Genomic DNA, 18,461 nt, shown 5'->3' on the forward strand with positions numbered 1-18,461 from the left:
CGTTACCCGCTGGACGGCGTCGTGTCCCGGCCGGTGCTCCAAGTGGGCACGACGGGCGCGGCCGGTTCGGGCAGGGTGCGCAGCAGCAGCCAGCTCAGCGCGGGCATGAGGATCAGCGGGGTCAGCGCGGTACCCAGCGACGTCGCGTCGGCGAGGACGCCGACGAGCGGGCTGACGAGTCCGCCGACGCTGACGGTCAGCCCGAGCGTGATGCCGCTCGCGGTGCCGATCCGGCTCGGCAGGTAGTCCTGCCCGAGCGTGACCTGGAGCGAGAACGGCACGTACAGCCCGATCGAGGTCAGCGCGACGAAGACGAAGAGGGCGGGACCGCTTGCGAGGACGACCCCGGCCACCGCGCCGACGCTCAGCAGGTACGACCAACGGGAGACCGTCACACGGTCCCAGCGGCCGGCCAGGTGCCCGCCGAGCACCGAGCCGACCGCGCCACCGAGGTACAGCACGAACAGCGCCGCCGTGCCCGCCGCCGTACCGCCGTGGGTGCGCTGCTCGACGTGCAGGGCCACGAACGTGCTCAGGCCGGTGAAGACGACGGAGCGGCACACGACCACACCCGTCAGTTTCACGAAGGACGCCGTGTCGTCGCGCCCGGCCGCCACCGCCGTGGCCGGGCCGCCCCGTCCGCCGTGCCCCAGCGCGCGCAGGACCGGCAGGCACAGCGCGCAGCCGACGGCCGCCGGTACGGCGAGGAAAGGCGTCCAGCGCAGTCCCGCCGGAGCGACGACGGCGGCGACCAGCAGGGGAGCGGTGGCAAACCCCAGATTGCCGCCCAGCGAGAACCAGGCCATCGCGCTGTGACTGCCCCGGGAGGCGATCCGGGCGACGCGGGCGGACTCCGGATGGTAGGCGGCGACACCGATGCCGGAGAGCGCCACGCACGCCAGGGTCAGGGCGTAGGAGCCGCCGAGTCCGCACAGCGCGACGCCCAGCCCGCCCAGCAGCGTGCTGCACGGCAGCAGCCAGGGCAACGGCCGGCGGTCGGTGAGCAGCCCGAACACCGGCTGCGCCACCGACGACAGCAGCGAGGCGGCGAGCACGATCCCGGAGACCGCGGCGTAGCCATAGGCACGCTCGGCGACGAAGAACGGGACGAGGGACGCCACGGCCCCCTGGTAGATGTCGACACAGGCATGGCCGACGGACAGCAGCATGATCGATGAGTTCCTGCGCACCCGTTCATGCTCGGCGCCGCGCCCGATGTCGTACTTCCGATAATCTGCCAATCAATGACGACGATCCGCCACACGCCGGTCGCGCCGACTCGCACCCAGCGTCTGGCGCCGGGGGCCGGGATCGACGCCCACCGGCACGAGGACCACCAGATCGCCTACGCCGGGCGCGGTGTCCTGGCCGTCACCACCGACGCGGGGTCCTGGATCGCACCGGCCACCCGGGCCCTGTGGATCCCGGCCGGGACCGTGCACGCCCACCAGGCCCACGGCGACCTCGAACTGCACCTGCTGGGCCTGCCCACCACCGCCAACCCGCTCGGCCTGGACACGCCTACCGTGCTCAGCGTCAGCCCGCTGCTGCGCGAGCTGATCATCGCCTGCACGCACGCCCCCGGCACCGAGAGCCCCGAGCGGCGGCGCCTGATGGCCGTGCTGCTCGACCAGGTGCGGGCCGCGCCCCAGCAACCCCTGCACCTGCCGATGCCGGCCGAGCCCCGGTTGCGGGCGCTGTGCGCGCTCGTGCGCGCCGATCCCGCCGACGGCCGCACCCTCGCCGAACTCGGCCGCGAGGTCGGCGCCGGGGAACGCACGCTCTCCCGGCTGTTCCGCAGCCACCTCGGCATGACCTTCCCGCAGTGGCGCACCCAGGTCCGCCTGCACCACGCCCTGGTGCTGCTGGCCGAGGACACCCCGGTCACGACGGTGGCGCACCGGTGCGGCTGGGCGTCCGCGAGCGCCTTCATCGATGTCTTCCGGCGTACCTTCGGCCACACCCCGGGCCGCCACCAGGCGTGGTGAGGCGGGAGCGGGGCAGTCGTAGGGTGATCGTGGAAGGGTGCCGTGGGGCCGGCGGTGGCCGGGGACGGGAGTGCTGGGGCAGATGGCGGGCGCCGACGCGTTCATGGACCGGCTGAACCCCGAGATGTGCGTGGTCACGGCCGTGGCGGGGGAGGAACGCTCGGGCTGCCTCGTCGGGTTCTCCGCCCAGTGCTCCATCCAGCCGGCCCGGTACGCGGTGTGGCTGTCCAAGGCCAATCACACCTACGGCGTGGCCCGCGCCGCGGACCGGCTCACCGTGCATCTCCTCACCCGTGACCAGCACGAACTGGCCGAGCTGTTCGGCGGAGAGACCGGCGACAGCGTCGACAAGTTCGCACGGGCGCGCTGGCGCCGGGAGGACGGCGACGCGGTCGTCCTGGAGGACGCGGCTGCGTGGTTCACGGGCACCGTGCGGGACGTCCTGGACAGCGGCGACCACGTCTGCTTCGTCCTGGAACCGGAGCGCTGGGGCGCCCGGCCCACCGACGCGCCCCTGCTGCGCCTGCGCGACGCCCTGGACATCGAGCCGGGGCACCCGGCGGACTGAATCCCGGCGTGCGGGGCCGGGAGGGGCTCCCCGGCGTCACCGCACCAGGGGTCGTTCAGCGCGCGATTGTCAGTGGCCGGTGTCACTCTGGGTGGCAGCGAACCTACGGAAGGGAACCGACCGTGCTCACCACTGACCTCGCTCCGGGCGTGCCCTGCTGGATCGACCTCGGCGCCCCGGACATCAAGGCCGCCGCTTCCTTCTACGGCTCGGTGCTCGGCTGGGAGTTCGAGCCGATGGGCGGCGACATGGAAGGCGGAGCGCTGCGCAAGGACGGCAAGACCGTCGCCGGCCTCGGCAGGCTGACCGAGGAGGGTGCGCGCTCGGCCTGGATGATCTACTACTGCGTCACCGACGCCGACGCCACGACCCAGGCGGTGCGGCAGGCCGGCGGCACGGTCCGCGTCGAGCCGCGCGACCTGGGCGACTGGGGGAAGATGGCGCAGTTCACCGACCCGCAGGGCGCTCAGTTCGCCGTCTGGCAGCCGGGGCGCAACACCGGCTTCGAGCTGGTCGGCGCGCCCGGATCGCTGTCCTGGACCGAGCTCTACACGACCGACGCCGCCGCGGCCAAGGAGTTCTACGGCTCCGTCCTCGGCTGGCAGTACTCCGCCATGGAGATGCCGGGCGGCGAGGGCACGTACACCATCATCACGCCCGCCGGGCAGCCCGAGGAGCGCATGCAGGGCGGCCTGATGCAGCTGCGCCCGGAGGACCTGAGCCTGACGGGCGGCCGGCCCTACTGGCACCCGGTCTTCGACGTCCCGGACTGCGATGCGGCCATCGCCAAGGTCACCGAGGGCGGCGGCAGCGTGCAGATGGGCCCGGCGGACATGGAGGGCGTGGGCAGACTCGCGGTCTGCCTCGACCCGTCCCAGGCGGACTTCGTCGTGCTCGCCCCCGCCCAGAGCTGACGCGGCCGCCGCGCCGCTACCGGGTGAACCGCACGGGCAGGCTCTGCGGACCGCGGATCAGCATTCCCGAGCGCCAGGTGACGGCCGCGGGGTGGATGTCCAGGGCCAGATCGGGACACCGCTCCAGCAGCGCCCGGATGGCGATGCGCGCCTCGAGCCGGGCCAGGGGTGCGCCCAGGCAGTAGTGGATGCCGTGGCCGAACGCCACATGGCCACGGGCGTCCCGGGTGATGTCGAACCGGCCCGGGTCGGCGAACCGGCCGGGATCGCGGTTGGCGTCGGCCAGCGCGACCAGGACCAGCTCGCCGCCCCCCGGGACGACGGTGTCGCCGATGGTCACGGGGTCGACGGTGAAGCGGTACGTGGGCGTCTCCACCGGGCCGTCGTAGCGCAGCATCTCCTCCACGGCGGCGTCCATCAGCGTCAGGTCCGCGCGCAGGGCCGCCAGTTGCGCGGGGTGCGTCAGCAGCGCGAGGACGCCGTTGGAGATGAGGTTCACCGTCGTCTCGTGGCCCGCGACGAGCAACAGCCAGGCCATGCCGATCAGTTCGTCGTGGGACAGCCGGTCGCCGTCGTCGTCCGAGCTGTGGATCAGCGCGCTCAGCAGGTCGCTTCCCGAGCGCTCGCGCTTGCCCTCCACCAGCTCGGCCAGATAGCCGGCCATCGACACCGCGGCGGCCTTGCGGACCTGCGGGTCCACACCGCCGAGCGCCTCGTTCGACCAGGTGCGGAAGGACTCCCGGTCCAGGTCCGGCACGCCGAGGAGTTCGCAGATCACGGTGATCGGCAGCGGGAAGGACAGCGCCTCGACGAGGTCGGCGCGCCCGCCGGGGGACGCGAGCATCCGGTCCAGCAGCGCGTCGGTGGTCTTCTGGACGAGCGGGGCGAGTTCCTCCACGCGGCGCGGGGTGAACTCACGGGCGACCAGCTTGCGCAGACGGGTGTGGTCCGGCGGGTCGGCCCGGAGCATGTGCATACCGGAGGAGACGGAGCCGATCGGCAGGGAGGGGGAGGCCTTGCTCCAGTCCTTCGTCAGCCTGGGGTCCGCGAGCGTGGCGCGCCCGGCCTCGTAGCCGACCACGAGCCAGGCCAGGGCGCCCCCTTCGGGCATCCGGACGTGATGGACAGGGCCCTGCTCACGTAACCGGGCGTACACCGGATACGGGTCGCGGGTGAAGGACTCACCGAGCGCGGCGAGATCGACGATGCTCATGGACTACCACCTCACAGGAGACGTTCAGGCACTCATCCTGGCCGAGCGCGCGCCGTGGGCCCAGTGGTTCACCGGCCCAGGCCGGCCGGCGGGGGCGTGTGGAGGCCGTCTGTCCGGATGCAGGGTGCTTCTGTATCGTATGGAGGAAATATTATTCCGCATCGCGGAAAATTGGGCGATTCGAGAGGTAAGGGGGCGGGATATGGAGCGGTCCGGCGGCGGCGTTCGACGCGGGCGGGCGGGACACGGCTCGCGGATCGGGGCGCAGGCGCTGCGCGGGGTGGCACAGGTGATGTTCCTGCGCAGCACCTGGGCGGGCGCGGCCTTCTGTCTCGCCCTGCTCGTGGCCGACTGGCGCTACGCCGTCTACGCGCTGACCGGGGCGGCGGCAGGGGCCGTCGGCGCGCAACTGTTCGGCGTGGCCCGTGAGCGGGTCGAGGCGGGACTGGAGGGCTTCAACGGCTGTCTGTTCGCGCTGTGCTGCGCCGTGTTCCTCGACCCCGGACGGCCGTCCACGCTGCTGCTCGCCGTGGCTGGGTCCCTCGTCGTCACGGTCGCCACCGCGGCGGTCGTCCGGCTGCTGCGCGTGTGGCACCTGCCGCCGCTGACCGCTCCGTACTGCCTGCTGGCGAGCGCCGTGACCGTCGCCGCGCCCGCGTTCGGCCGCATCTGGCCCAACGGGGACAGCCTGGCCGCGCTGCCCCGCGCCGTCGCCGGCCCGCTGGACCTGCGTCCGGCCGAGTTGTGGCGGGGCTTCCTGCGCAACGTGGGACAGGTCTTCTTCCTGGACGAGTGGTACGCGGGTGGGCTGCTGCTCGCCGGGCTCTTCCTGGTGAGCCGAGTCGCCGGGCTCGTCGCCTGCGCCGGCAGCGCCACCGGAGTCCTCACCGCCTGGACACTGGGCATCCCGGCCGCGCGCATCGCGGACGGGACGGCGGGGTGCAGCGCGGTGCTCGTCGCGCTCGCGCTGTGCGGGGTGTTCCTCGCGGCGACCCGGCGCACCCTGCTGTACGCGCTGCTCGGTGCGGCGACCGCGACCGCCGTGACCCCGGCCGTCGCCGCTCTGCTGGCCCCGTCCGGCGGCCACCCCTTCACCTGGCCGTTCGTGCTGACGACCCTTGCGTTCCTCGCGGCGGCGCGCTCCTTCCCGCACCTGAGCGTTCCCGCCCGGCCCGCCGGCCCCCTGGCCGCTCCCGAGGCCGGCCCGCAGACCGGCTGAAGACGCCGGGCGCAAGCCCTTCGGGCACCGGCCGGCGGGCCGTTCCGATATCGATCGACCGGCCGTTGGGGTGTCCATCCGCGGGCGGTTCGGATACCGATATGGCGGCACGTGCCCGAAGAGCCGGGACATATGCGGGATTGGCGGCGCGGTGTAACACCGTGGCGAATGCGGGGCGCAGAAGAAGGAGGAAAAGGGCTTCGCCCGCCGCCGCAGCAGATCGGATTGCCCGTGAACAGTACCGACCCGTTTTCCGGATACCCCGTCCACGACCAGCCCCCGCCGCCCGGCCGCGCCGCCCCCGCGGAGGGCACCGCCCGGCGGGCGGCCCTGACCATCAGTACGATCGCCGACGTCGCGGCGGGTGTGCTGGTTCTGTGGGTCCTTCTTCACCTGCTCGGCGCGAACGAGGGCAATGCCTTCGTCGATGTCGTGCACGCGGCAGCCGACTGGCTCTCCGGATGGGCGCAGGACATTTTCACGATGGACACAGAGAGTCTGCGCGTCGTCCTCAATCATGGCCTTCCCGCCATCATTTATTTGCTGATCGGCCACGGGATCGCCGCCCGGCTCAACCGGGCATGAGGAAATCTGGAGCGCACGACAGCGGAAAGGACCGGAAAAAATGATGTATGGCGTCAAAGAAAGCGAACATCCGCCGATCTACGAGGATTTGCTGCGCGAGCGCGGCGACGTCGTCGCGGAGGCGCAGAGGGCCGCCGAGCACACCCAGCACCGGGCGGCGGAGCTGCTGGGCGGACCGTACGCCGCCCAGCACCAGCAGTACACCGGTCACCACGCCTGAGGGGCCCGCCGGGCGGGCGGACCCCGTACGCCGTCAGACGCCCCGTGTGAAGACCATGACGAAGTCGGCCATCTGCCGCACGCGGGGCGTGTCCGGGTCCGGCAGCGCGAGCAGCTGCTCCCGGGCCTCGGCGATGGCGGCGTAGTCGGCTTCCCCCGCCGGCTGCCACGCACCGGTGAAGAGCCCGCCGGTCAGCGACTTCGCCATCGCGCGGGGCGAGACCTCGAAGGTGGCGGGCCGCTCGCTCGCCGTGCCCGCGTACGCGAACCCCTGGGCCCGCGCCACCGGGACCAGATGGTCCGGACCGTCCTGGCGCCGCCCCTCCGGGTCGAGCCGGTCCTCCAGTACGCCCACGATCCGGCCGATGTCGTCGACGGGACGCCGGCCACGGGCCGGGACGACCAGATACCGGCCACCGGGCCGCAGTACGCGCGCCACCTCACGGAAGACCGACGTCCGGTCGGGTCCGGTGTGCAGCAGCCAGGTGGACACGGCCTGCGTCACCGAGGCCGTCCGTACGGGGAGCCGGCAGGCGTCGCCCACCGCCACCCGGTCACCGAGCCGCCCGCGGGCCAGCGCGAGCATGCCGGGGGAGAGATCGACGCCGACCACCGTGTGGCCGCGGGCCGTCAGCTGCTCGGCCACGATGCCGGTGCCCACGCCCACGTCGAGCACCGGATGCGCCGGATCGAGCAGGGGGGCGAGCTGGTCGGCGAAGCCGGCGGCCCGGTCCGTGCCGCCGCGGGAGGCGTCGTACACCGGGGCGATGTCGTCGAACTCCGCCGCGGGGGAGGCCGATGCCATGAAAAGTCCCTTCGTCGAATGGCCCGCGCGTGCTGCCGGGCTCGTCGGACGCCTACGCGTGCTGCGGGGTGAACGTGACCGGCAGTGTCGCCATCCCGCGCAGGATGCCCTCACGGCGCGACAGCGTCTCGTCCGGCGTGGCGAGCGACAGGTCCGGGAAGCGGCGCAACAGGGTGCCGATGGCGATCCTGGCCTCCATACGGGCCAGCGGCGCCCCGAGGCAGAAGTGCGCGCCGTGCCCGAAGGCGAGCTGCTGCGGCACCTCGCGGCGGGCGACGTCGAGGATGTCCGGCCGGTCGAAGCGGGCCGGGTCCCGGTTGGCCGCGGCGAGGCCGACAATGATCATCTCACCGGCCGGGATGGTCACCCCGGCGATCTCGAAGTCCTCGACGGTGAAGCGCGCGACACCCCGGCTGACCGGTCCCTCGTACCGCAGGAGTTCCTCGATCGCGCCGGGCAGCAGCTCCGGGTCCGCGCGCAGGGCGGCGAGCTGGTCCGGGTGACGCAGCAGCGCGTGCACGCCGTTGGCGATGAGGCTCGCGACGGTCTCGTGTCCGGCGAGCGTCAACAGGATGGTCATCGCGGTCAGTTCATGGTCGCTGATCCGCTCCTCCGCCTGCGCCGCGCACAGCGCGCTGAGCAGATCGTCGCGCGGCTCGGCCTTGCGCCGCTCGATGAGCGGCTGGAAGAACTCCACCAGCGCGGCGCGGGCCCGGGCGCCCTTCGCCAGCCGCTCCGGGGTGTTGGGCGGCATGATGAGCCCCACGGCCAGTTTGGCGAAATCCGGCTGTCCCTCGGCCGGGATGCCGATGAGGTCGCTGAGCACGGCCATGGGCAGCGGCAGCGCGAACTCCTCGACCAGATCGGCCGATCCGCGCGCCGCGAACCCGTCCAGGAAGGCGTCCGTGTGCTCCTGCACCCGCGGCGCGAGCGCCTCCACCCGGCGCGCGGTGAAGGCCTTGGAGACCAGGTTGCGCAGCCGCACATGGGTGTCCCCGTCGGCGATCACCATGCTGGACATCAGGATGTTGGTGCGCTGCTGCTCGGCCATCTCGTCCTCGAGGCCCCGCACGGCCACCGGACTGCTGCTCAGCCGCGGGTCGGTGAGCGCCGAGACGGCCTCGTCGTACCCCGTGACCATCCAGACCTCAAGGGTCGGATTCAGCCGTACCCGCTGTACCGCCCCGTGCTCGCGGATCCGCTCGAACAGCGGGTAGGGATCGGGCTGTTGAGCGACATTGACCGGCACGTCATGGACGATCGTCGGGCTCTGCTCGGGCATCCGCTGCTCCCCGTGATGTTTGTGGAAGATCCGAGGCAGGTAGTCATACCAGCCGACCGGGTCGCGTGGTAGCGTCACCGGCGTTCGGATCGAAAGAAGTAGCCGCCAATCCCCGTTGCCTACCGGCGATTTGGGGGGCGGAAGCGGTTTCGCCAGAAGCATTTGCGGCCCCACCAGGGCCTGTGTGCGGGGGGAGACGTTCGTGGAACAGGGCGCCGTACAGGCGATCGCCGGGGATCCGCTGCTGGATCTCGCCCGGCCCGAGGTGCTCCGCGACCCGTACCCCGCCTACGCCCGGCTGCGGGAGAGCGCGCCCGTCTTCTGGCACGAACTGCTCGGTTCCTGGGTGCTGACCCGGCACGCCGACTGCCTCGCCGTCCTCACCGACAGCGCCCGCTTCGCCTCCGACTGGCGCCGGGCCGGCGAGGAGATCCCGGCCCCGCTGCTCAGCGTGCAGACGCTCGACCCGCCGGAGCACACCGCGATCCGGCATCTGCTCCTCGACGGCTTCCGTGCCCAGGACCGCCAGGCCCTGCACGAGCGGCTGGAGTCCGAGGTGCGCACGCTGTTCGCCGGCCTCGCGACCCGGCCCTCCTTCGACTTCGTCTCAGAGCTCGCCGAGCCGCTGGCGCTGCGCTTCATCACCGCTTTCCTCGGCGTCCCGGCCCCGGACCTCGACTGGTTCGTGCCGATGTCACGCACGGTCGTCGACGGCATGGACGCGGGTCTGTGGCCCGAGAAGAACGAGCCGGCCGTCGCGGCGCGCGCCGAACTCGCCGCCTACGCCGGTGGCTGGCTCACCGATCCCCCCAAGGAGGGGCTGATCGCGTACGTCGCCGAGCACGCCGAGTCCTCCGGCGTCGAGGAAACGATCCTGCGCAACAGTCTGCGCGCCGTGCTGCACGCCGGCTACGAATCCGCGTCGAGGCTCCTCGGCAACGCCGCGGCCGCGCTGCTCACCACCCCCGGCGCCTTGGCGGCCTTCCGCGCGGCGCCGCTCGCCGCCGCGGTCGACGAACTCGTCCGCTACGACGCGCCCGTCCAGGCGGACGCCCGCGTCTGTGTCGCGGACACCGACCTCGGCGGCGTCACCATCCGGGCGGGCGACCCGGTCACGCTGCTGCTGGGAGCGGCCAACCACGATCCGCTCCGCTTCGCCCACCCCACCGAGCTGCGGCTCGACCGCGCCCCGAACCCGCACCTCGGGTTCGGACGCGGGGCCCATGCCTGCCTGGGCGCGTCGATGGCCATCCGGCTCGCCGGATCGGTCCTCGCCACCCTGGCCGGGCAGTACCCCGAGGCGCGGGCGGTCGCGGAACCGAGCCACCGGCGCAACCTGACCCTGCGCGGTCTCGACCGCTTCGAGGTCACGCTGCGCCCACGAGCAGCGGGGGAGGAGGTACGGACATGAAGTACTGGCACTGAAACTGAGCGGAGCGGTGCCCGCCGGCGTCACGGCGGACACCCGGCTCCCGGCCGCCCGCCGCGCACACCGCGCGGCGGGCGGCCCCCTTTTTTCCGGCGAGGGCCGGGGCGAAGGCGCAGGCGGGGCCGGCAGTCAGGGCCGGTCGGCCTGTGCCCGGTCGGCCTCAGCCCGGCCACCCTCAGTCCGGTCGGCCTCAGTCCGGCCACCCTCAGTCCGGTCGGCCTCAGTCCGGTCGGCCTCAGAGCTTGCCGACGAGCTCGTACCCGGCCTCGTCCACGGCTGCGCGGACCGCCGCGTCGTCCAGCGCGGCGGCGGAGGTGACGGTGACCTCCCCGGTCCCGGCGACCGCGGTGACCGCGGTGACGCCGTCCAGGGCCGAGATCTCCTGCGAGACGGCACCCTCGCAGTGCCCGCAGGTCATGCCGGAGACCTTGTAGACGGCGGTGACCCCGCCCGGAGTCCGCACATCGGTCGCGGCGCCGCTCCCGCAAGAGCCGCAGCAGGAGCCGGAGTTCGTCTTATCGTTCATTGTCGAGTCCCCTTGGATGGATGGATGGATGGGTGAGTGCGTGGACCGGCCCCCGGTGATGTCGCCACCGGAAAGCGTCCCTCTTCCTTACGCCCCGTGACGAGGACGGTGACGAGGTGTCCTCAGCGGTCGGCGGGCCGGAAACCCCGCAGGCGCAGGCTGTTGCCGACCACGAAGACCGAGGAGAAGGCCATGGCCGCACCCGCGATCATCGGGTTGAGCAGGCCCGCGGCGGCCAGCGGCAGCGCGGCCACGTTGTAGGCGAAGGCCCAGAACAGGTTGGAGCGGATGGTGCCGAGGGTCCGGCGGGAGAGCCGGATGGCGTCCGCCGCCACCCTCAGGTCGCCGCGCACCAGCGTGAGGTCGCCGGCCTCGATCGCCGCGTCGGTGCCGGTGCCCATGGCGAGCCCCAGGTCGGCCTGGGCGAGGGCGGCGGCGTCGTTGACGCCGTCGCCGACCATGGCCACCGAACGCCCCTCACTCTGCAGGCGCTTGACGACGTCGACCTTGTCCTGCGGGAGCACCTCGGCGATCACGTGCCCGGCTGCGATGCCCACCTCGGCGGCGACGGCCAGGGCGACCGCCTTGTTGTCACCGGTGAGCAGCATCGGGGTCAGTCCGAGGGAGCGCAGCCGCCGGATCGCCTCCGGGCTGCTGTCCTTGACGGCGTCGGCGACCTCCAGGACCGCGCGGGCCTCACCGTCCCAGGCCACCGCGATGGCCGTACGGCCCGCCGCCTCTGCCTCGGCCTTGGCGCGCCGCAGATCGCCGGGAAGGGACATCGCCCACTCGGCGAGGAGTTGCTCGCGGCCGACGAGGACGGCGTGCCCGTCGACCACACCCTGCACGCCCAGTCCGGGGATGGCGGCGAAGTCCTCCGGCGCCGGCAGGGTGCCCACACGGGCGGCGGCACCGGCCGCCACGGCCTGGGCGACGGGGTGTTCGGAGGAGTGTTCCAGGGCACCGGCCAGGCGCAGCACGTCCGACTCGTCGGTGCCCTCGGCGGTGCGTACGGCGAGGAGGGTCATCCGGCCGGTGGTGACGGTGCCGGTCTTGTCCAGCACGATGGTGTCGACCTTGCGGGTGCTCTCCAGCACCTCCGGGCCCTTGATGAGGATGCCGAGCTGCGCGCCGCGCCCGGTGCCGACCATCAGCGCGGTGGGCGTGGCCAGGCCCAGGGCGCACGGGCAGGCGATGATGAGGACGGCGACCGCGGCGGTGAAGGCGGCGCTCAGGTCCGCGCCGTTGCCGAGCCAGAATCCGAGGGTGCCGAGCGCCAGGGCGATCACCACGGGCACGAAGACGGCGGAGATCCTGTCGGCGAGCCGCTGGGCGGCGGCCTTGCCGTTCTGCGCGTCCTCCACCAGCCTGGCCATGCGGGCGAGCTGGGTGTCGGCGCCGACCCGGGTGGCCTCGACGACGAGCCGTCCGCCGGCGTTCAGCGTGGCCCCGGTGACCGCGTCCCCCGCGGCGACCTCCACGGGCACCGATTCGCCGGTGAGCATGGAGGCGTCCACCGCGGAGGACCCCTCGACGACGACACCGTCGGTGGCGATCTTCTCGCCGGGCCGGACGAGGAACCGGTCACCGACCTGCAACTCCGCGACGGCGACGCGCTCTTCGCGGCCCCCGCGCACCACGGTGACCTCCTTGGCGCCCAGCTCTAGCAGCGCCTTGAGCGCCGCGCCTGCCTTCCGCTTGGACCGGGCCTCGAAGTAGCGGCCCGCCAGGATGAAGGCGGTGACACCGGCCGCCGCCTCCAGATAGATGTTCCCGGCGCCGTCGCTGCGGGCGATGGTGAACGCGAACGGGTGCGTCATGCCGGGGGAGCCGGCGGTGCCGAAGAACAGCGCCCACAGCGACCACAGGAACGCTGCCGACGTACCCACCGAGATCAGCGTGTCCATCGTGGCCGCGCCGTGCCGGGCGTTGGTCCAGGCCGCCTTGTGGAAGGGCCAGGCCGCGTACGTCACCACGGGTGCCGCCAGGGTCAGCGACAGCCACTGCCAGTAGGTGAACTGCAGCGCCGGAACCATGGCCATGGCGATCACGGGCACGGCGAGGAGTACGGCGGCGGTCAACCGCTGCCGCAGCGGCCGTAGTTCGTCGGGGGTGTCCGGCACCGCGCCGCCCTCGGGTCCGGTGCGCGGCGGCGCGGGCTCCTGGGCGGTGTATCCGGTGGCCTCCACCGTGGCGATCAGATCGGCGACGCCGATGTCCTCCCGGAAGGTGACCTTGGCCTTCTCGGTGGCGTAGTTGACGGTGGCCTCCACCCCGTCCATGCGGTTGAGCTTCTTCTCGATGCGGGCGGCGCAGGAGGCGCAGGTCATGCCGCCGATGGCGAGCTCGACCTCGGTGGTACCGGGTGTGGTGGTGGTCATGTCTGCTCCTCGCGTCCGTGAGGCTCTTTGTACCCCGGGGGGGTATGTGCTCGACCCTAGGTATACCCCCCTCCCGTAATGCATGGCAACCTCTTCTGCCGGCTTGACTCCATACCCCTGGGGGGTATCTTGAGGCGTGTCGGCCGCCGATCGCGGTGGCCGGGAACAGGAGTCGGCCATGAACACCGGTGTGCGGATCACCGTCTTCGCCGCGGCGCTCGCCGCGACCTTCGGCACCGCCTACGGCGTGGGCACCGCGATCGATCCGGTGTCCCCGGCGGCGAGGACCGGCGCCCACGGCGAGGGCCACGACGGATACAGGGACGGGGGCGGGCACATGGACGCGGAGGGTGGGCACGGGGCGTCGCACGTCGGCGGCCGCGCGGAGACACCGCCCGGCGGCCTGGAGATCGCCCGGGACGGCTACACCCTCGACCTGAAGACCCCACACGTGGCGGCCGGGCGCACCACCGTCCTTCGGTTCGCCGTCGTCCGGGACGGCACCGGCCGCAAGGTCACCGCCTACCAGGCGCAGCACGACAAGGAGCTCCACCTGATCGTCGCCTCGCGCGACCTCACCGTCTTCCGCCATCTGCACCCCGTGCGGGCCGCCGACGGCACCTGGTCCACCCCGGTCGACCTGCCCGCGGCCGGCGGCTACCGGGTCTTCGCCGACTTCAAGCCGGCGGGCGGCGACGCCCTCACCCTCGGCGCCGACCTCGCCGTCTCCGGCCCGTACCGGCCGGCCGCACTGCCCGAGACCGGTGCCACCGCACGGGTCGACGGCTACGAGGTGCGTCTCGACGGCACGCTCACCCCCGGGCGGGACAGCGAGCTCACGCTCACCGTGACCCGCGCCGGCCGGCCGGTCCGCGACCTCCAGCCCTACCTCGGCGCCTACGGCCACCTGGTCGCCCTGCGCTCCGGAGACCTCGCCTACCTCCACGTCCACCCGAACGGGGAGCCCGGCGACGGCACGACGCGACCGGGCCCCCGGATCTCCTTCACCGCCGTGGCGCCGAGCGCCGGCGCCTACCGCCTCTTCCTCGACTTCAAGCACGAGGGCAAGGTCCGCACGGCGGCCTTCACGGTCCACGCGGGCGGCACCACGCCCACCACGTCCACCGTGCGCGAGGAAGCGCCCGGCCATGCCCACTGAGCCGCCGGACCGGCGGCCGGCGTCGGCGTCGTTGTCAGTGGGGTGCTGCATGATGCGGCATAACTGATCAACGACGTGGAAAGGGCAGGGGATGATCCTGTCGCACCGCAGCCGGTCCCTCGCCCCCGTCGGCCCTGCCGCCGCCGACCTTCTGCGCATCATCTCCGACCCGGCGACGGCCGTCTTCCTCACCGTGCACACCGGCGGCCGCCGCCGGTACGGCTACTGGCGCCCGCTCGACGGCCGCGGCGGCACGGGCGGCGGCTACGTGGCCCTGCCCACCGACGCCTGTGACACCCTGCACCGCGCCGGGCGGATCATCCTCGGCGAGCCCCTCGTCGACCCGGCCAAGACGACGTACCGGGTCCGCCCGGCGGCCGCGAGAGCACGAGCGCGCGCGGCCTGACGCACGGGTGGCACCTCCGGCGGCGCCCCCGGTGGAGCGCATGTCGTCCGGCCCGGGGCTGGACCCGGCCGCGGGGCATGCCGGAGACTGAACGCACCGCGGGAGGTGACCGTGCTGACGCAAGTGCGCACGCAGCTGGGGCAGGCCCTGTTCCGCCGGGTGGCAGGGCCGGACGGGCCGAGCACCCGCGCCCGCATCCACCACACCCCCGGCCCGCGCTGGTTCGCCGCCGACCGCCCCATCCGCACCGTGCACGGCGACGCGTCCATGTTCATCGGCGGCCTCGGCGCCCTGCTGCTGCAGTCCCTGCACCCGCTCGCCATGGCGGCCGTGGCCGCGCACTCCGGCTTCCGCGGCGACCCCTGGGGCCGCCTCCAGCGCACCAGCACCTTCCTGGCCGTCACCACCTACGGCACCGCCGTCGACGCCCAGCGGGCCGTCGACCACGTCCGCGCCGTCCACGACAGGATCCGCGGCACCACACCCGACGGGACGCCGTACCACGCCGCCGACCCCCACCTGCTCGGCTGGGTCCACGCCGCCGAGACCGACACCTTCCTGCGTGCCCACCAGCGTTTCGGCGCCCACCCGCTGGACGCCGCCGGCTACGACGCCTACGTCGCCGACACCGCACGCGTCGCCGAGGCGCTCGGTGTGCCCGACCCGCCCCGCGACCGGGAAGAGCTGACGGCCGTACTGGAGGCCTACCGGCCCGAACTGCGGGCCACCGCCGAAGCCCGGGCCGCGGCACGCTTCCTGCTGCTGAACCCGCCCCTGCCGCTCGCCGTCCGGCCGCTGTACGCCCCGCTCGCCGCCAACGCCGTGGCCCTGCTGCCGCCCTGGGCGCGCACCCTGCTGTGGCTGCCCCGGCTGCCCCTCGTCGAGGAGCTCACGGTACGCCCGGCCGGCGAGGCCGTGACCCGCACCATCCGCTGGGCCATGCACCCCGTGCGCTCCCAGGGCGGCCCCGCATAGCCGTCCCCTATACCCGGCATTGGCAATTCGCCCGTAGCTGTCGGACCACGGGCCGGGTGAGGGTGGCGGGGAGGCTATCCCACCGGCTGTGAAGGAGCGGCACATGGCTGTGACAGCGAGAGACATCCGGTTCGAGGTGGCGGGGCGACTGACGGGGAACTTCATCGGCGGGCAGTGGACCGACGCCCAGTCCGGGCAGCGCCGCGCCGATGTGAACCCGGCCGACCTCTCCGACGTCCTCGGCGAGTTCGCGGAATCCGGCGGCACCGACGTCGACCTCGCCGTCGATCACGCACGGCGGGCCCTGGACGGCTGGCGCGGTCGCGGTCCCATCGCCCGGGCAGCGTTCCTCACCGGGGCACTGCGCGTGCTGCACGAGCGGTCCGAGGACCTCGCGTACGCCATCACCCGCGAGCAGGGCAAACTGCTGAAGGAGGCGCGCGGCGAGGTGCAACGGGCCCTCGCCGTACTGGAGTTCACGGCCGGTCAGGCGCGCCTCCTCGGCGGGGTGACCGCGCCGGCGGAGGAGGAGCGGACCTTCGCCTACACCTTCCGCCGGCCGATCGGCGTGGTCGGGCTCGTCTCCCCGTGGAACTTCCCCCTCGCCATCCCGATGTGGAAGGTGGCGCCCGCGCTCCTCGCCGGGTGCACGGCGGTGCTGAAGCCGTCGCCGCTGACCCCGCTCACCGCGGCCCTGCTGGTGGACGCCTTCCACGAGGCGGGCCTGCCCGACGGGGTGCTCAACCTGGTGCAGGGCGACGCGGCGGCCGGCGAGGCGCTGGTCGCCAACCCCGCGGTGGCCGGCATCAGCTTCACCGGATCGCTCGCCATCGGCACCGCGATCCACACCGGCGGCGCCCACCGGTTGCTGCGCACCCAGCTGGAGCTGGGCGGCAAGAACGCGGTCGTGGTGTGCGACGACGCAGACCTCGACAAGGCCGTGGACGCCGTGGTGCACGGGGCGTTCGGGCAGGCCGGGCAGCGGTGCTCGGCGACCAGCAGGGCCGTGGTCGACGTGCGGGTGCGCGAGGAGTTCCTGGCGCGACTGGTCGCCCGGGTCGCGGGGCTGCGTGTCGGACCGGGGCACGACCCGGCGTCCCAGCTGTGTCCCGTGGTCAATGCCGACCGGATGGAGGCGGCCCTCGCCGCGGTCGCCGGGGCCCAGCGCAACGGCGGGAAGGTGCTGTGCGGCGGTGTCCGCGAGGAGCGCGCCGGCCTGCCCGAGGGCTGCTATGTGCAGCCCACCGTGATCCGTGACGTGCCGTGGGACGCCGAACTGGCGCAGGAGGAGGTGTTCGGGCCGGTCCTCGCCGTGGTGGACGCGGACGGCTTCGACGACGCCCTGCGCATCGCCAACTCGGTGAAGTACGGCATGTCCGCGACGGTGTTCACCGCCTCGCAGTCCCGGGCGTTCGAGGCCTTCGACCGGTTCGAGGCGGGCATGCTGCACGTCAACCGGCCGGGCGTGGGCGCGTACGCGCATCTGCCGCACACCGGCGCCAAGGCCAGCCAGTACGGCCCGCCGGAGTGCTCCCCGGAGGTCTTCGACTTCTACACCGAGTGGCGTTCGGCCTGCATCTCCTACTGACACAGCGCGAAGGGCCGGTGCTCCGCGCGGGAGCACCGGCCCTTCTGCCGCCCCCGCCGCTAGCGGGCCAGGGTCTCCTCCGCCAGCCCGAAGGACAGCGTCATCCCCGCGCCGCCGACGCCGTTGACGACGGTGACACCGGGCTCGGGCCGCACGACCAGTTCGGTACGGCCGTCGCGCAGGGACGGGTAGTAGCCCACCCACCGCTCGGTGACCTGCGCCTCGGGCGGACGTACGGTGAAGGCGTCCAGGTAGTCGAGGACGGCGTCGTCGACCGCGCCGTCCGCGAACGGCGGATGCGTGGCCCCGTAGGCGTGCGAGTCGCCGAGGGTCAGACGCCCGTCGGCGGTCTGCGAGACCAGCACATGGATGCCGCGCTCGCGGTGGAACGGCAGCTCGCGGCCCATCCGTTCGCCGAGCGCGGCCCGTGAGGGACAGCCCTCGAACGCCGCGTAGTGCAGCAGCGTGAGACCGCCGCACAGCATCGGGCCGAGGGCCCGCCCGCCGGCCAGCGGCGCGGTGCGCATCATCTGGAGCTTGCAGCGCACCAGGCCACTGCCGGCGAACACCTCCGGGTACAGGGAAGCGAAGTCGTTGCCGGAGCAGACGTACACCTCCTCGCACCGCCACTCACCGGCCGTGGTGGAGACCGCCGGCAGGGATATCCCGCGCACATGGGTGCCGAACCGGAACTCCACGGCGTACTCCGCCGCCAGATACTCCGCGACGGCGGGGATCGCGCGGCGCGGGTCGACATTCACCTCGGTCGGGCTCCACAGGGCCGCCCGCAGACCGTCACGGCGTACGAAACCGGAGCGTGCGGCGGTCTCGTCGGCGGTGAGCATCCGGGCGCCGCGCTCCCGCGCCGGAGCGCTCAGCTGAAGGAACTCCTCCAGCACGGCCACCTCGTCCTCCTGGTGGGCCAAGTGCAGCGAGCCGGTCTCCGCGGCCCACAGCCCGGTCTTCGCGGCGATCTCCAGCCACACCTCGCGGCTGCGCAGCGCCCGCTCGTAGACCTTGCCGCGCTGCTGCCCGACGGCCCAGACCATGCCGAAGTTGCGGATGGAGGCGCCGACGGCGAAGTCGTCGCGTTCGAAGACGACGACCTTGCGGCCGAGCCGGGCGGCGGCCAGGGCGTGCGCCAGGCCGACGATGCCGGCGTCGACGACTACGGTGTGCGTGTGCTGGCGTTTCATGAATGCCT

At 73.1% G+C, this 18,461-nt stretch carries 18 protein-coding genes; 11 read left to right on the forward strand and 7 right to left on the reverse strand.

The features are described 5' to 3' along the window. Positions 1–2: 2 nt before the first annotated feature. Positions 3–1,190 carry an MFS transporter gene (locus tag ACZ64A_RS06140; RefSeq protein WP_469808511.1) on the reverse strand — a complete coding sequence of 396 codons (1,188 nt, stop codon included), beginning with the start codon at positions 1,188–1,190 and terminating at the stop codon, positions 3–5. 54 nt (positions 1,191–1,244) lie between these two features. Here ACZ64A_RS06140 and ACZ64A_RS06145 point away from each other — a divergent pair, with 54 nt between their 5' ends. The 3 genes from ACZ64A_RS06145 to ACZ64A_RS06155 all read left to right on the forward strand — a co-directional run bounded on the left by ACZ64A_RS06145 (position 1,245) and on the right by ACZ64A_RS06155 (position 3,470). Continuing rightward, complete coding sequence (locus tag ACZ64A_RS06145) at positions 1,245–1,988, forward strand: AraC family transcriptional regulator (protein WP_469808513.1); 744 nt, start codon at positions 1,245–1,247, stop codon at positions 1,986–1,988. 82 nt (positions 1,989–2,070) lie between these two features. Further along, positions 2,071–2,556, forward strand: a complete 486-nt coding sequence (locus ACZ64A_RS06150) for a flavin reductase family protein (RefSeq protein WP_469808514.1) — start codon at positions 2,071–2,073, stop codon at positions 2,554–2,556. 122 nt (positions 2,557–2,678) lie between these two features. Beyond that, positions 2,679–3,470 (forward strand): VOC family protein, encoded by a 792-nt coding sequence (locus ACZ64A_RS06155; protein WP_469808515.1) that lies wholly within the window; start codon positions 2,679–2,681, stop codon positions 3,468–3,470. A gap of 16 nt (positions 3,471–3,486) precedes the next feature. Here the strand turns inward: ACZ64A_RS06155 and ACZ64A_RS06160 are convergent, their stop codons facing one another. Next, positions 3,487–4,683 carry a cytochrome P450 family protein gene (locus ACZ64A_RS06160; protein WP_469808517.1) on the reverse strand — a complete coding sequence of 399 codons (1,197 nt, stop codon included), beginning with the start codon at positions 4,681–4,683 and terminating at the stop codon, positions 3,487–3,489. 202 nt (positions 4,684–4,885) lie between these two features. Here ACZ64A_RS06160 and ACZ64A_RS06165 point away from each other — a divergent pair, with 202 nt between their 5' ends. The 3 genes from ACZ64A_RS06165 (at position 4,886) to ACZ64A_RS06175 (ending at position 6,707) form a co-directional block, all read left to right on the forward strand. After that, on the forward strand, positions 4,886–5,902 hold the full coding sequence (locus ACZ64A_RS06165) for an urea transporter (RefSeq protein ID WP_469808519.1): 1,017 nt from the start codon (positions 4,886–4,888) through the stop codon (positions 5,900–5,902). Positions 5,903–6,133: 231 nt separating this feature from the next. Next, positions 6,134–6,487: a hypothetical protein gene (locus ACZ64A_RS06170; RefSeq protein ID WP_469808520.1), complete on the forward strand. Its 354-nt coding sequence runs from the start codon at positions 6,134–6,136 to the stop codon at positions 6,485–6,487. 40 nt (positions 6,488–6,527) lie between these two features. Further along, positions 6,528–6,707: a hypothetical protein gene (locus ACZ64A_RS06175; protein WP_469808522.1), complete on the forward strand. Its 180-nt coding sequence runs from the start codon at positions 6,528–6,530 to the stop codon at positions 6,705–6,707. Between the two features lie 33 nt (positions 6,708–6,740). Here the strand turns inward: ACZ64A_RS06175 and ACZ64A_RS06180 are convergent, their stop codons facing one another. Together ACZ64A_RS06180 and ACZ64A_RS06185 are read right to left on the reverse strand one after the other, a co-directional pair. Next, positions 6,741–7,511 (reverse strand): class I SAM-dependent methyltransferase, encoded by a 771-nt coding sequence (locus tag ACZ64A_RS06180; protein WP_469808524.1) that lies wholly within the window; start codon positions 7,509–7,511, stop codon positions 6,741–6,743. A gap of 52 nt (positions 7,512–7,563) precedes the next feature. After that, a complete protein-coding gene (locus ACZ64A_RS06185) occupies positions 7,564–8,793 on the reverse strand; it encodes a cytochrome P450 family protein (RefSeq protein WP_469808525.1) in 1,230 nt (409 codons plus the stop codon). A 202-nt stretch (positions 8,794–8,995) separates the two neighbouring features. Here ACZ64A_RS06185 and ACZ64A_RS06190 point away from each other — a divergent pair, with 202 nt between their 5' ends. Next, the gene (locus ACZ64A_RS06190; RefSeq protein ID WP_469808527.1) at positions 8,996–10,204 is read left to right on the forward strand and encodes a cytochrome P450; all 1,209 of its coding nucleotides are present in this window, start codon (positions 8,996–8,998) and stop codon (positions 10,202–10,204) included. 253 nt (positions 10,205–10,457) lie between these two features. Here the strand turns inward: ACZ64A_RS06190 and ACZ64A_RS06195 are convergent, their stop codons facing one another. Together ACZ64A_RS06195 and ACZ64A_RS06200 are read right to left on the reverse strand one after the other, a co-directional pair. Continuing rightward, the gene (locus ACZ64A_RS06195) at positions 10,458–10,748 is read right to left on the reverse strand and encodes a heavy-metal-associated domain-containing protein (RefSeq protein ID WP_469808528.1); all 291 of its coding nucleotides are present in this window, start codon (positions 10,746–10,748) and stop codon (positions 10,458–10,460) included. A 122-nt stretch (positions 10,749–10,870) separates the two neighbouring features. Continuing rightward, a complete protein-coding gene (locus ACZ64A_RS06200) occupies positions 10,871–13,129 on the reverse strand; it encodes a heavy metal translocating P-type ATPase (protein WP_469808530.1) in 2,259 nt (752 codons plus the stop codon). Positions 13,130–13,307: 178 nt separating this feature from the next. On the opposite strand from ACZ64A_RS06200, the gene ACZ64A_RS06205 reads away from it, so the two are divergent. From ACZ64A_RS06205 to ACZ64A_RS06220, 4 genes are all read left to right on the forward strand, one after another. Then, entirely contained in the window at positions 13,308–14,288 is a 981-nt protein-coding gene (locus ACZ64A_RS06205) for a hypothetical protein (protein WP_469808531.1), read from the forward strand. Positions 14,289–14,379: 91 nt separating this feature from the next. Then, a complete protein-coding gene (locus ACZ64A_RS06210; protein ID WP_469808533.1) occupies positions 14,380–14,694 on the forward strand; it encodes a hypothetical protein in 315 nt (104 codons plus the stop codon). Between the two features lie 111 nt (positions 14,695–14,805). Further along, positions 14,806–15,669, forward strand: coding sequence for an oxygenase MpaB family protein (locus tag ACZ64A_RS06215; RefSeq protein ID WP_469808534.1), 864 nt, complete (start codon positions 14,806–14,808; stop codon positions 15,667–15,669). Positions 15,670–15,772: 103 nt separating this feature from the next. Further along, complete coding sequence (locus tag ACZ64A_RS06220; RefSeq protein WP_469808535.1) at positions 15,773–17,257, forward strand: aldehyde dehydrogenase family protein; 1,485 nt, start codon at positions 15,773–15,775, stop codon at positions 17,255–17,257. Between the two features lie 59 nt (positions 17,258–17,316). On the opposite strand, the gene ACZ64A_RS06225 is transcribed toward ACZ64A_RS06220, so the two are convergent. Next, a complete protein-coding gene (locus ACZ64A_RS06225; RefSeq protein WP_469808536.1) occupies positions 17,317–18,453 on the reverse strand; it encodes a TIGR03364 family FAD-dependent oxidoreductase in 1,137 nt (378 codons plus the stop codon). Positions 18,454–18,461 lie beyond the last annotated feature (8 nt).

It is taken from the genome of Streptomyces sp. NPDC104814, assembly GCF_055583185.1.

What these genes read in the sequence shown, in the direction of transcription:
- ACZ64A_RS06165 (WP_469808519.1), top strand. Translation starts at nt 4,886, where the DNA reads ATGGAGCGGTCCGGCGGCGGCGTTCGACGCGGGCGGGCGGGACACGGC.
- ACZ64A_RS06220 (WP_469808535.1), top strand. Translation starts at nt 15,773, where the DNA reads ATGGCTGTGACAGCGAGAGACATCCGGTTCGAGGTGGCGGGGCGACTG.
- ACZ64A_RS06150 (WP_469808514.1), top strand. Translation starts at nt 2,071, where the DNA reads ATGGCGGGCGCCGACGCGTTCATGGACCGGCTGAACCCCGAGATGTGC.
- ACZ64A_RS06145 (WP_469808513.1), top strand. Translation starts at nt 1,245, where the DNA reads ATGACGACGATCCGCCACACGCCGGTCGCGCCGACTCGCACCCAGCGT.
- ACZ64A_RS06225 (WP_469808536.1), bottom strand. Translation starts at nt 18,453, where the DNA reads ATGAAACGCCAGCACACGCACACCGTAGTCGTCGACGCCGGCATCGTC.
- ACZ64A_RS06180 (WP_469808524.1), bottom strand. Translation starts at nt 7,511, where the DNA reads ATGGCATCGGCCTCCCCCGCGGCGGAGTTCGACGACATCGCCCCGGTG.
- ACZ64A_RS06175 (WP_469808522.1), top strand. Translation starts at nt 6,528, where the DNA reads ATGATGTATGGCGTCAAAGAAAGCGAACATCCGCCGATCTACGAGGAT.
- ACZ64A_RS06200 (WP_469808530.1), bottom strand. Translation starts at nt 13,129, where the DNA reads ATGACCACCACCACACCCGGTACCACCGAGGTCGAGCTCGCCATCGGC.
- ACZ64A_RS06185 (WP_469808525.1), bottom strand. Translation starts at nt 8,793, where the DNA reads ATGCCCGAGCAGAGCCCGACGATCGTCCATGACGTGCCGGTCAATGTC.
- ACZ64A_RS06205 (WP_469808531.1), top strand. Translation starts at nt 13,308, where the DNA reads ATGAACACCGGTGTGCGGATCACCGTCTTCGCCGCGGCGCTCGCCGCG.
- ACZ64A_RS06195 (WP_469808528.1), bottom strand. Translation starts at nt 10,748, where the DNA reads ATGAACGATAAGACGAACTCCGGCTCCTGCTGCGGCTCTTGCGGGAGC.
- ACZ64A_RS06210 (WP_469808533.1), top strand. Translation starts at nt 14,380, where the DNA reads ATGATCCTGTCGCACCGCAGCCGGTCCCTCGCCCCCGTCGGCCCTGCC.
- ACZ64A_RS06160 (WP_469808517.1), bottom strand. Translation starts at nt 4,683, where the DNA reads ATGAGCATCGTCGATCTCGCCGCGCTCGGTGAGTCCTTCACCCGCGAC.